Source organism: Actinomadura chokoriensis (assembly GCF_041463665.1).
Lineage (GTDB): Bacteria > Actinomycetota > Actinomycetes > Streptosporangiales > Streptosporangiaceae > Spirillospora > Spirillospora chokoriensis_A.
Map to the genome: position 1 here is coordinate 162,297 of NZ_JAXCEJ010000004.1, position 12,084 is coordinate 174,380.

Sequence of the window (12,084 nt, forward strand, 5' to 3'; positions counted from 1 at the left end):
AGCGTCCGCGCAGGTAGAGCTGCACCACCTCACGACCAACACGCAAGAGAGGCAAAGCCATGACCGACCACAGCCCCCAAGCGGGCCTCGTATCTACAAGGACACATTCACATGACCGACTACAGGCGGGCTCCCGCTGCCGCTCGTAACGACGACCAAACGGCGGACCTCGCGAGCAACCTCTACGAACACGTCCGCCAGCTCAACCACGCCACGGCTGGCCCTCCGAGCCTCACCCTCCCCGGCACCGCGTACACCATCCTCGGCCACCTCAGTGCAGCCACCTATGGCCTCGATCAGGTGCTCGACCAGATCAACCGCTTCTTCCTCCGGGAACTGCAAGCCGACCGTCTCGGTCACGACCAGCCCGAAGACCTCGCCGACGTCCTTAGCCGCCACGGCCAAGCTCTAGCCGAAGCCAGGCAGCACGCCCGAGCTCTCTGCGCGGCCCTCAGCGAAGCCCAATCGACCATCAACGCCGTCCACTCCCGCGTAGCCCACGGACGTGAAGCACCCCCAACGATCGATGGAAGAACACGCGTGGACGACGCCGGTGTAGCAGCGGCGGCCAACGACTTCCCCAGACCGATCACCGATCCGACGCTTCTCGCACCGCCTCCTACCGGCGAGCGAAGCCGCTTCCTCCGTACCCGCCGCACGAACACTCCGGAGGCCTGAGCATGGAGCCGATGACCCACGAGGAACTCGCCGCCCTCCCCACCACAACGACCATCGAGACCGCCGCCCGAGCCCTCGGCCTTGGCCGAACCCGCGCCTACCAGCTCGCTCGCGAGAACCGCTTCCCCTGCAAGGTCATCCGCATAGGCGCCACCTACCGAGTAGTCACCGCCGACCTCCAACGCCTCGTGGCCGGCAAGGACGATGCTTGAATGTGTGGACTCGGTAAATTCATGCCGTAGACGTGCTCTCGAACGTGCGGCGGCGTCAGAAGAGACGACTCCGCTCCACTTTCGTACGGTCTAGGGCGAAGGCCAGCTCGTGAACGTACTGAGCGATGGCCGTCCCGAGGCCCGGTGGCACCGCATTTCCGATCTGCCGACCAACTTGGATCTTGCTGCCCTCGAATACGAACTCGTCGGGAAAGGACTGCAAGCGAGCGGCTTCACGGTGGGTGATCGGCCGGTCGGCGGTGGGGTGTAGGTAGCGCCCCTTCTCCGGCTTGTAGAACTCCGTGCGGATCGTGAAGCCGGGTTTGTCCCACCAGAGCCGGCCCATGACATCCGTCGTGCCGGTCGGCTTGTTCTTCCAGCAGTCGGGCAGTAGGTCGGGCCTGTTGCGCTGTAGGTCGAAGCGGTTGCCCCCTTCGGGGATCGCCCGGTACCTCGCGAGGGATTTCTCCGTCGGGTTGCGGCGGAAGTGCAGGTGCTGGCTGCCGTCGTCGCTGAACTCGATGTCCGTGAGCTCTGGGTACGCCGGCAGGTCCGCGATGACATCGCGGAGAGTGGCGTACGGTTGCTGCCCCTCAGAGTCGGGACCGTGAGTGGGCGGTGGGGGCCACGGGACCTCGGGGATCCCCTTGACCGCGATGAAGATACCGCGACGCCGCCTCTGCGGAACGCCGTAGTCAGCTGCGTTCAGGACGCCGTACCCATAGCCGTACTCCTTGAGCACAGGGTCTTCGTCCATCATCTGCAGAAGTTTCCCGAACTGGGCGGACTTCTGAAATTCGGGGACGTTCTCAATCACGAACGCCTGCGGCTTGACCTGGCGCACAGCACGGAGGTACTGCTGCCACAGCTCGTTGAGCTGTGCTCGGCTTGCGTCGTCCCGGTCCCGCCCGAGTGGACTGAAGCCCTGGCAGGGCGGTCCGCCGATGATCACCTCGGCGCTCGGAAACGTGTCGACGACCTCGATGGGACCCGAGTAGACGTCACAGTCGAAGTTCCGCTTGAACGTCCGGGCCGCCGCTTCATCGATCTCGACGGCGAACACGGGTCGATAGCCCTTGCCTGCGAGCTCGAAGCCCAGACTCAGTCCGCCTGCGCCTGCGAACAGGTCGACGGTGCGGATGACCCCCCTGGCCAAAGTCACCTCCGTGACGGAATTACATCCATGAAACTACCAGTGCCTCACGAGTCTCACTTCCGACACCGTGGAGGTGACCGACAGGAGCCGTCTGAACACTCAACACCAGGGGTGCGACAGAATCGAGAGCACTCTCGACTCGATCGGATCGACCGCCCTCCGAGAAGGTAGGCGCAGCAAGCGACTCGTTCAGTGTCACGAGCCCGGTCCGACTCGTCAATCCCACTCGCGTGCCTCCGCACGGCACACGGGCGGCACTACATTCCGAAGATCTCGGCTCGAGGGATCGTCGCGCATACCCTGGCGACCACTCGTACGGTGGTGTCATGTCCGTCCCTCGCCCACTGAAGGCGTCCAGCCCGGGCGTGCGCAAGAGCATGCAGAGCAACAAGAGCCGGGACACCAAGCCCGAACTAGCTCTACGGCGCGCGGTCCATGCCCTCGGACTTCGCTACCGCGTCTCGCTGCGACCTCTGCCCTCCGTGCGGCGCACGGCCGACATGGTCTTCACGAGAGCTCGTGTGGCCGTCTTCATGGACGGCTGCTTCTGGCACGGGTGTCCGGAGCACCACACGAAGTCCGCCACGAACGCCGACTACTGGGCGGAGAAGGTCCGCCGCAACCGAGAACGTGACGCGGAGACCGACCGGATGCTACACGAGGCCGGTTGGCGAACGATTCGTGTCTGGGAGCACGAGGATCCTCGTGAGGCGGCTGCGCGTATCGCCAAGGAGGTGCGCGGGGGCGGCTGAGATACTGCTTGATCCCTAGCCGAGGCGGCATCGGGAAATGTCGGGAATGATCGCATATGTTGGCCGGAAGTCGGTCCTGATCTCTCCCGTCGATCGAGGTGTCCGCTGTGACCTCGCTGGTGACCACCGCCGAAGAAGTCCTGTCCATGTTCAAGGTCACGAACCGAGCCCGAGTGGAGTTCGAGAGCTGGACGACCAGCAGCAAGCGCAAGGACACGGTCGTTCCTGACGTCTTGGCTCACCGAACGCGGTTCCTCTATGAGATCCGCCCCGAAGACATCGAACGCATACGCGACTTGGACGACAAGGACGAGCACGCACTCGGCGAGATCAAGAGAACGGCTGGTGAGTCGGTACGGCGCATCGTCGACTGGGATCCCGACTACGCGTTCGTACACACGTTCCACTACATCCTGGAGACGACCGGTCACGTCCCCACGTGGCAAGAGTTCCGCAGGCACTGTTACTTCGACCTCAGAGCCAGAGCGATGCTCTGGGACCCCGCCCAAGAGCTGCGGAACGAGTTGGAAGCAGAGTACAGCCGAGTACAGACCTACCAGGCGATGCGGTGGCGGGTGGGCAACTACTACTACTCGGTTCTCCGGGAGCTCCACGTCATTGCCGTGTTGCGAGAACAGGGCATCGATGTTCGGTTCCATCCCCTCGCAGATGCACTCTTCCGAGTCGATGCCTGGTACGAGCGCACCGCGATCAGCCTCTACATCGGCAACCCGGAGTACAAGCAGGTCGGTGCCGCTGGCCGGAAGCCCCTCGCCGAGCAGATCTTGGGCGGAGCATCGCCGTCGTTCACTTTCGAGACGATCGAACTCCCTAGCAGAGACCGGTTCGGGTCCGTGTGGCTCGTCCCCCGTTCCGACATCCGCAAAGTGGGCGCGAGGCTGCTCCGGTCCAATGGGTGAAAGTCGGGCGGGGCTCCGGCCCTACACGATTGTCACCAGCGAAGCAGGGTCTCGGACAAGGTCCGGTAGCTGAGCAGCCGGCGCTGCTGGACGCACTCATTCCACGCAGCCTTCTGCGCTGGATTGCCGTTGTCGCGCACGGACTGGTCGAGGGCGTCAAAGGCGATGTGATACACGGCATCGATCTCACCAGTGCCGCGCGTGATGGATGCGATCCTGCTCGGTAGAGGTTCCGCCGTGACCGTCACCAGGTGAGGTTGTCTGCCACGTCGGTGCCTGATCATCTGGTTGAACTCGTGACGGATGTTCTGGACTCGGTCCGACCGAATGGTCCATTTGCAGGAGACCGCGGCGTGGAGGAACGGAGTGCTCTCCAGCAGATTGTCCGTATCGACGACGCCGACGGTGACGTCCGGCTTGATCAAATAGTCCTGCCCGAGCGTGACGCGCAGCTCGGCGTGGTCTTGAACCATTTTATCGACGCGCTTGAGGTGCTCATACTGCGAAAAATCCGCGATGACTCGCCCACGTGCGATGTCCCATGTTCGGTTCCGGTCCCCACTCCCCAGAACGTCGGCCAGGTCGCTCCGGACCAGTTCCTCTAGACGAGGCCCAGGATCGGTGGGCACCTTCTGGCCGGCATCGGCCTGGATCCCCAATGCGGCGAGCATGCCGCCCGCGAGGGCGATGGACTGAACGGAATCTGAATCCGCGCAGTTGGGGACAAAACGCCCATCTGCTTGCCTTGGCTTCCGCCAGCCGAGGAGCTCGTGAGCAAAGGGTGCCGTCACACCTCGAACCGTACGCGATCCACGGCAGGCGCCGGGGTGCCCCGCTGGAACGGATTTCCGCGGGTATCGTTGAGAATCCCAACTCGTCGTGCTTATGTCACGACACCGCCTGAACACTCGAAGCCAAGGAGTCGAGAGCCCGATGACCTCTGCATCACGCTCGTACGAGAGGGAACTCCGTGACATCGAGCTGGCCTTGGAGCGAGCGCTCGAGGTGGTGCGGAACACTCCACGCGAGGACCTGACCGCGGCGCGGTGGCTGGATTCGGCCGCGGAGTTGGGTGAGCGGCAGGCCGAAGCGCGCGAGGCTGCGGCCAGAGTTCGCCAGGCCCTTCTAGGGTCGGCTCGTACAGCCCTGCTTGCTTACCTGCGTACCCATGTCGGGGAACCGGTGCCCGCCGACGCACTGGAGGGCGTAGCCGCCATCCAGGCTTGGACCCGCCGTGTCCGGGAGCTTCGTGATCCCTTCGGCTGGGCGGTCGAGAGCGGTACATGGTCCGCCGAGATTCAGAAAGATCAATATCGGCTCGTCAGCGACCAGCTCGGCGAAGAGGCCGCGCAGGGTGACAAGGTCGCCGACGCCATTAAGGGCAAGACTTCAAAGGAGCGGGTCCTCGAGTACCTGCTCCACCTCAGCCCATGGCCGGTCAGCCCGCAGAAGCTCGAGCGCGTGGCCGGTCAGCCGACGTGGCGTCAGGACATCCGCGAACTCATCGATGAGGGCTGGCTCATCCGCACCCACGAAGACGACCCCACCCTCTCACCCGGCTTCTACAGACTGGCTCGCTTGGAGGATTGACTAACCCTCATTCCCCAAAGGAGAGGGCACGCCGTCCGAGCCGGGGGATCGGAGGCACGCCCGCGGTCGGGCGGCGGCTCACTACTCGACGCCTTAGACCGAGCGGACAGAGCTGAGACTCATGAGAGCCGACATCACAACCTCCCGGGCGTTGCGCTTGAAGCAAGAGTCTGAGGCAAGCTTGAACCTATAAGGCTTGGGCCGGTCGGCCCCATCCACTTTCCCGAACCCGGCGATCCTGCCGTCAGGTCGCCGCCTTGACTCTCGGATGGTCTCGATCAGCCCATAGGCGGCGAGTTCGCGGTGTCGCTCGTAGCTATCGGGACGCACACCGTAAGCCGCTCTCCTGACTGAGTCGGTCGCGTAAACCCCGTTCTCATCGTGCTCCCTCCAATAGCGACCCCTAAGGTGCCTCAACATGAGGTACACAGAAATCTCCGCTGGCGAGAGCACATGCACCCACCCTTTGGTGAAGAATTCGCAGGGAAGCCTCACCGCGTGCTCGTCGGCCATAGGTGTGGTGTATGACATGCTTTCCTCTGCGTCGCTCTGCGACCGGCCGTCCTCGTACAGCAGCTGGAATCCGCCGAACCGGCCGTTGCCCGTCCGGAGAAGCCTGACTAGGCGGTTCCGCTCCAAAAATAGCACTGCGCTGTTGAACTGACGTGCCAGGTTGGTGCGGACAGAAGGTGCAGAGCCGGAGAGGATGAGGTCGGACCAGCTTATGGCTCTTTCCCGGCCGTTGGGATGTACGGGGCGTTCGTTCGGGCCCACCTGCCTTCCGTCCGGGTACCGGCACTGAGCTTGGTACAAGGCCAGCAGATGCACCTGGAGCGGGATGCCGCGGGGAGGAAGAAGTCGTGTGATCGGCGGCGGTGAGGGCGCCTTGTCGTCGCTGGTGATGTACCCGTTGCGGACCCGGATCGCCTGTCGGTTGCGATTGCCCGTCCTACGCACTTCCTCGCAGGCGGCGATCGAGTTATCGAAGAAGTCGCCCAACTCCTGCAGGTGTTGCAGTCGCCGTCCGCGGCGCTCAGCTTCCCGACCCGTCTCCACAGCCCTCACTCCTCGTGCTTCCACCTTTCTGGCTCGTCACTCTATACCAAGATCACGCCCGATCGAAGCGCCAGAGAAATACTATGTTCGGGCCAATGCGTCGAGTTCCCATCCGTTCCCATCCGCATGCTGCGGCTACCTTGCATACCGATTGGAATCCCGGTTCTTGGCTGGACTGGACGGTTCCTCCTCCGGTAGCGTCCAGTTCAGTACTGTACCGTGGATAGAAGCGTGGTACAGGGCTCGTATCTGCGATCCTGCGAGGCATCCGCGGGTCAGGAAAACGGACAGGGGGAATGGAAGAGGACATCGACAAACAGCTCTGCCCGGAGAGCTCATAAACGTTGCGAAAGGCGCAGATGGCCTAACGTTTGATGCATCCTGCTGCGGGAAATCCCGCAAAGCATGGGTGTTCGGTCATCCGTGCCATCAAAGAGCGAGGATAGGAGAGGAAGTAGCGTGAGCCTTCAGTTGTGCCTAATCCTGAAGACCGGGGGACGAGGACGTCACCGGCCTTGGAGGCTGTACCAGGTCCGCCTGGGCCGCACGGCAAGTGCCGACGGAGCCAGGCGGACCTGGACCCTGAGCTTCCTGCGGAAGCTCGGCAAGCGGCGTGCCTAGAAGCTGAAACGCTCCGCTAGGGCAACGCCATGACGGCCGTCTCGGTCGGAGTGGATGTGGCGGGAGGTTCTGATGCCCTGCCAGGCCCCTCCCGACCCCCCTCTCCGATCGAGACGTGCTGTCACTCTCAATACTGGCCTGCCTCAGGCCTCGTTGTCATGTCACGGGCTCGGCGCCGGCCGCCGAGAGGTCGGCTGCGAAGAAGCCAAGTTCCGGTTGGCCCGGCGTGCCGACGAGTAGTGCACGATCGAGGAAGGTGTTGAACTCTTCGCACGAGGTCTCCGGAAGTAGCACACAGGCGTGGCAGGCGGCATGGTTGAGGTTCCCCGGCCCTGACGGCGGTGACTCGATGCACAGAGGGTCGGAAGAGCACCAGGTCATGCGGTTCAGGGCGCGGCGGATAGATCCGCTGAGATCGCCGAACTCTGCTTGGGCCACGATTCCGCCCAGGCTACCCGCCGAGTCGCTCGTGGCCGTGTAGATCAGGATGCCGGCCATGCTGTCCGAGACATAGAGGCGCTCGCGCAGGCTGGCCGCCGAGTATCCACAGTCCAAGGCCCACTCGTTGATGACGGCATGGGCCAGGGTGTGCACCATCATCAATCGAGGTGTGATCTCCCTGTCAACAGCAATGTCGTACTGCTCGAACTGTTTACGATAGGCGATGTCGGTCTCTGCGGCTCGTCCGATCACTTCAGGGTGCTGTTCCCAAGCCGCCAGCATCTTCTGGTCGAGACGTAGAAAGACGCCTTCGCCGATCACCTCAATCGCTGGCAACCAGCCTGGGTCGTTCGTATATAGCGGTGGACGCGTTTCTGTCACCGGACTTGGGGCTTCCAGACGTGTGAAGCTCTTAAGGACGCGCACCTCGCGAAGGCGTTTGACCTTCATAACCTTATCAATCGCCAGAGTCGGATCGAGTTCTTCTTCGATGGCAGGAACGCAGACGAACTTCTGCTTGTCGGTGCTCTCTTCCACCGTCCTGTTCAGTGCCTTGTACTCCTCGGCTCTGATGTCAACGGCGGAGTCATCTTGGAGCCCTCTTTCCTGCTGTTGGCGCTTTTCCACCGCCAGAACGATGTCATCAGTTGTGAACGAGGTTCGCCTTCCGATCCTCGTTGTTTCTATTACCTTGCGCAGTGTCGCGCCTTCAAGGTGTGCCAGAATTTCCCAATGGCGGCTGATCAAGCTCTGTAGAGGTTCCGACCAAGGGGGGATTGAGATGGCCGATACGACATCGGAAAACCAGACGCCCGAGGCTCCTCGCTGCATCGCTCTTGGATCCTCTTCGCACGCCTCTGTGATAGTTCCATCGAGCCATGGGTGAAGCCCAGTGCAGCTAGTGATCCCCTTCAAAGCATACCGGCCCAGAGCGCCTTCCAGCGTCATTCTTGCGCCGCAGTCGCACGAGATTACGATATCGCGAAGTGCGGCGCTGCGGCCTGTGGACTCGATCCTCATTGCGTGACGATCGACATGGCGTCCTCTGTTGCTTTGGTGAACCCAGTTGTAATAGGGAAAGTCGTCGATGTGTCCCTTGGGGCAGCACATTACGAATCGAGAGGGGACCAGGTCGCGTTCGCATGACTTGCACTTGGCCGGGCCACGAGAAACACCAAAAGCACGCGCTTTGTCCAGACGATTGCAACTCGGGCACGACTGGTACTGCGGAAACCGTACTACCGGGACGTCCCCATACCCGTCTCGATCGAACGCGGGCGGAAGACGAAAGCCGTCCACCCGGAGCTTCCGTTCGAGTAGGGGCTCCTTTATCAAACCTTCTGTGCTCCCGAGGTCAGGCCAGCGGTCAATGCCCGCCACCATGAAGGATTCGCTTTCGACCGCCACGATTGATCCGACGCCGTAAGTGGTGATCAGTTGAGCTCGCCGCACGCCCCCAATGGGCTTTCCGGTTCTCACTTGGTCCCCCAGTCCAGGTAGAACTTCGACTCCACATCGACGTCTCGCAAGCTCCGCAACGTCGGGAAGGTGTCCGCGATCGCATCGTCTGTCTGGTCATAATGACCGGCGTCCATCAGAAGGCCGTTGCCCGGTGTGCGGCGATCGTCGTACACCAGCTCGGTTTCGTCCTCCGCTCGCGCCAGCCAGTGGTCGATGACCTCGTCGATCTGGCGAGCTGTCGCGTCACGCTCTACGGGGCCGGCCGTTCGCTCTACCCTCGCCAACACCGTCTCGCAAAGGCCCCTGAGCTCTTCCTCGAAATCAACGATGGACGCCGCCGCTTCCCTGGGGCGGGCCCCGGGGATGAGAAGCCGGGCCAGTCCGATGATCACGGCTGGGAGTCCCCGGTCACGGGCACGTGCGGAGAACGGTGTAACGCTGGTGGCCTCAACTTGCCGGTACAGAGCCGAGTGGTAGGCCGGGAAACTCTCGTAGTGTGACCGATCCCTGGCTCGTGCCCCGTTGTAGAGCGTCACCACTAGGCCCGGGTGCTTGCGTCCAACGCGGCTGGTGGCCTGGATGTACTCGGATGTGGACTGCGGTTGGCCCATGACGACCATGAGCCCCAATCTGTCGACGTCCACTCCGACCGAGATCATGTTGGTCGCCAGGATCACATCGATGGCCTGATCGGGAAGAGATCTGGCCATGTCCTGGAGATGGCGAGGAATCTCGCTCGACGACTCGCGGCTCGTCAGCTCGATGTCCCAGAGGATCTCACGCTCCGCCTCTTCGTACAGTGTCGCCAGAAGGCCCAGCCGATCGGATACGTCGTCCTGAACCTGGAGTTTCGCGCCCGCGAGAAGGCGAAGGCTGTTGAAGTAGCCGAGAAGCGTCCAATAGGGGTCGCGCGTCGCGTCCGTTACTTCGTCGGCTCCGATCGCCTTCGTGTTGTGCAGCAGAGCCGCGTAGGCCCGTACCAGCAGGGTGGTCTGGCTCGTGGCGGGCGTCATGAGGCCCACATATAGTCGGCTGGCCTTGTTCTCCGGCGGGGCTTCGACCGAGAAGTAGGAGTCACGGGCGTCGAGGCCAGGCGGTGGGAACTGCCGTACCTCACGATCGAAAAGGCTGTGTCCTTGCCTTGTGGCGCGTCGGATCGTGGCCGTGGACGCAATGATCTTCGGACGCTCGGCGGCCATGTCGATCGCGGTCTCGTACAGGCCGGCGAGAGTACCGAGCGGACCGGAGATGAGGTGGAGTTCGTCCTGAATGATCAGAGCAGGCGGCGGTTCAGGAGACGTGAGGTTGAAGAGGGCTGCGATCTTGGGGTTCCAGGCGATGCCGGCGAACTTGTCCGCGGTCGCGATGATGAGGGTCGGCCGCGCCTCATAGATGGTCTCGTCGACCACGTGGACCGGGAGCCCTGAAGCGTAGAAACAGCTACTCGTTCTACAGGCGATGACGAGTCGGTCCTTGGATATCGAGTATTTGCGGTGGTCGAGCTCCGTCCCACACCACGGACAGGCGCGGACCTGCACTGGATTCTTCTCTTGGATCTGCTCGCCCCTGGCGAGCTTCCGCAATGAGGTCTTCGCCGTGCTGAGAGAGTTGGGAGTCGAGGCTTCGCCGACCCACATGCCGATCGATATTTCGGAATCACGGCCGAGCACATTGGGCTGAGCTTGTCTGAGGTACTCCATACAGCAGATGAGGAGGGCTGCCCGTTCGAACTGTTGAACGGTGAGCAACCGCAGCGTGTAGCGCATGAGGACGGTCATGCCTCCGCCGAGTGCCGGGTCCCGGAGCCTCCGCATGAAGACGGTGAAGGCGATGAGACCCAGATACGCCTCCGTCTTACCTCCACCCGTGGGGAACCAAAGGACGTCGGCGATGCCACGGTCGGGTGAGCTTTCGTCCACGATGCCACGGAGGGAGAGCAGGATGAAGGCGATTTGGAACGGGCGCCAGGCGCCTTGGGTCTCATCCGGCTCTTCCGAGGTCCGGTCGGAACTCCTCAACCATTCGGTGCGTGCTCGTTGCATCGCCATGGCTTGGTTGGCCAAGCGGAAGGCCTGCATCGCCTTTGCCTCGGACAGGGCCGTGATCCCGTCCGCCATGCGGTCGCAGGCTTCAACGCAGAGATCCAAGTGCTCGTTCGCGATGCGGATGAGGTCTGCGTCGGGCAGAGTCCCCGCTTCGCCACGGCGCTCTTCGATCCAGAAGCGGTATCCGTTGACCAGGTCTTGGAGGGCGGTGGAGACATCCGTTGTCGAAGCAGTGGCCAGGTAGTGCATGCCGAGACGTTCGGTGTCGATGGCCGGATTGGAATCCGCTAGCCAGAGGTCGTATCGGGGCACGAAAGTTGTACGGATCGTCGATGCCCCTGCGACCCTCCTAGTGGAGTTGACCTTGGTCCTAACGGCGTCCCACTCGGCCGAGCAACCATGCCCCACCGCATAGGTCGGTGCGTGACGGTAGAGAAGCCTGTAGGACTCGATCTCCTTGTCGCTCTCTGGAGCACCTGGGGCAGGGCGTTCCACGAACGGGGCAGTGCCGGCCGGCCCAGTCACGGTCAGCCGTGGTTGGAAGAAGGCAACCGAGTCACGGTCTGCCCCCGGGGCGGCCTGAAGTCGATTAACCAGGCTCACTGTGATCGACACACGGCCGGCGCGGTCGGCCGGCCTCACTCGGACGAAGAGCTCCAGGCCCTCAATGAGAGTTCGCCGCTGGTCTCCCGGTCTGGTGACCTCGATCGTCTGGAACGGGATCTTCTGCGGCACCCGATGCCATCTCTCAGCGCCGTCTCCCGCGCCGCCCTTCTTGATCTTGACGATAGCGCTCTCGGAGACGTATCGAGCCGCGTCGATCGCAACTGTGACGGTGTCGGTGATCTTGCCGTCGACCGCGAAGGTCATGCCCATGGACGAGGGGTAGCGAACGTTGGCCAGTGAAATGGCCGGGTCTGCCGAGGAATCGACATCCCGTCGCCGACCCTCGGGTTCGTCGTCCAGCGCCTCCTCCTCGCCGAGGTCCTGCTTCGACTGGGGAAAGAGAACGCCGGCCGCGTACTTGGTGATCGGCCGGTCTGTGATCACCTCTACTGCTGTGGGGTCCTCGGGGCCCATGAGATCCGCGGCGAGCCGGTTCACCAGTTCGGCACGGAAGCCGTAGTGGGCCTCGCGGACGTCTGCCCCCAT

The 12,084-nt window shown here is 62.8% G+C and carries 10 protein-coding genes; 5 read left to right on the plus strand and 5 right to left on the minus strand.

Going from position 1 to position 12,084, the window contains the following annotated elements:
* Positions 1 to 111 precede the first annotated feature (111 nt).
* Positions 112 to 678, plus strand: a complete 567-nt coding sequence (locus SM418_RS09395; RefSeq protein WP_371940329.1) for a hypothetical protein — start codon at positions 112 to 114, stop codon at positions 676 to 678.
* A gap of 11 nt (positions 679 to 689) precedes the next feature.
* Positions 690 to 890 carry a helix-turn-helix domain-containing protein gene (locus tag SM418_RS09400; RefSeq protein ID WP_371940328.1) on the plus strand — a complete coding sequence of 67 codons (201 nt, stop codon included), beginning with the start codon at positions 690 to 692 and terminating at the stop codon, positions 888 to 890.
* A 55-nt stretch (positions 891 to 945) separates the two neighbouring features.
* Here the strand turns inward: SM418_RS09400 and SM418_RS09405 are convergent, their stop codons facing one another.
* Positions 946 to 2,046 carry a DNA cytosine methyltransferase gene (locus SM418_RS09405; RefSeq protein WP_371940327.1) on the minus strand — a complete coding sequence of 367 codons (1,101 nt, stop codon included), beginning with the start codon at positions 2,044 to 2,046 and terminating at the stop codon, positions 946 to 948.
* Positions 2,047 to 2,372: 326 nt separating this feature from the next.
* Between SM418_RS09405 and SM418_RS09410 the strand changes: the two genes are divergently transcribed.
* Positions 2,373 to 2,798, plus strand: a complete 426-nt coding sequence (locus SM418_RS09410) for a very short patch repair endonuclease (RefSeq protein WP_371940326.1) — start codon at positions 2,373 to 2,375, stop codon at positions 2,796 to 2,798.
* Positions 2,799 to 2,905: 107 nt separating this feature from the next.
* On the plus strand, positions 2,906 to 3,718 hold the full coding sequence (locus SM418_RS09415; protein WP_371940325.1) for a hypothetical protein: 813 nt from the start codon (positions 2,906 to 2,908) through the stop codon (positions 3,716 to 3,718).
* A 32-nt stretch (positions 3,719 to 3,750) separates the two neighbouring features.
* Here SM418_RS09415 and SM418_RS09420 read toward each other — a convergent pair whose 3' ends face one another.
* Positions 3,751 to 4,509 (minus strand): NgoMIV family type II restriction endonuclease, encoded by a 759-nt coding sequence (locus SM418_RS09420; protein ID WP_371940324.1) that lies wholly within the window; start codon positions 4,507 to 4,509, stop codon positions 3,751 to 3,753.
* Positions 4,510 to 4,651: 142 nt separating this feature from the next.
* Between SM418_RS09420 and SM418_RS09425 the strand changes: the two genes are divergently transcribed.
* Positions 4,652 to 5,308 (plus strand): KpnI family restriction enzyme N-terminal domain-containing protein, encoded by a 657-nt coding sequence (locus SM418_RS09425; RefSeq protein ID WP_371940323.1) that lies wholly within the window; start codon positions 4,652 to 4,654, stop codon positions 5,306 to 5,308.
* 93 nt (positions 5,309 to 5,401) lie between these two features.
* Here the strand turns inward: SM418_RS09425 and SM418_RS09430 are convergent, their stop codons facing one another.
* From SM418_RS09430 to SM418_RS09440, 3 genes are all read right to left on the minus strand, one after another.
* Positions 5,402 to 6,373, minus strand: coding sequence for a hypothetical protein (locus tag SM418_RS09430; RefSeq protein ID WP_371940322.1), 972 nt, complete (start codon positions 6,371 to 6,373; stop codon positions 5,402 to 5,404).
* 768 nt (positions 6,374 to 7,141) lie between these two features.
* Complete coding sequence (gene drmB / locus SM418_RS09435; RefSeq protein WP_371966054.1) at positions 7,142 to 8,905, minus strand: DrmB family protein; 1,764 nt, start codon at positions 8,903 to 8,905, stop codon at positions 7,142 to 7,144.
* Positions 8,902 to 12,084: a helicase-related protein gene (locus tag SM418_RS09440; RefSeq protein WP_371940321.1), complete on the minus strand. Its 3,183-nt coding sequence runs from the start codon at positions 12,082 to 12,084 to the stop codon at positions 8,902 to 8,904. Before SM418_RS09440 ends, drmB begins: the two co-directional genes overlap by 4 nt.

Excerpts from the sequence above, each read along its gene's own strand:
- SM418_RS09410 (WP_371940326.1), top strand. The coding sequence starts at position 2,373 with ATGTCCGTCCCTCGCCCACTGAAGGCGTCCAGCCCGGGCGTGCGCAAG.
- SM418_RS09395 (WP_371940329.1), top strand. The coding sequence starts at position 112 with ATGACCGACTACAGGCGGGCTCCCGCTGCCGCTCGTAACGACGACCAA.
- SM418_RS09440 (WP_371940321.1), bottom strand. The coding sequence starts at position 12,084 with ATGGGGGCAGACGTCCGCGAGGCCCACTACGGCTTCCGTGCCGAACTG.
- SM418_RS09425 (WP_371940323.1), top strand. The coding sequence starts at position 4,652 with ATGACCTCTGCATCACGCTCGTACGAGAGGGAACTCCGTGACATCGAG.
- SM418_RS09400 (WP_371940328.1), top strand. The coding sequence starts at position 690 with ATGACCCACGAGGAACTCGCCGCCCTCCCCACCACAACGACCATCGAG.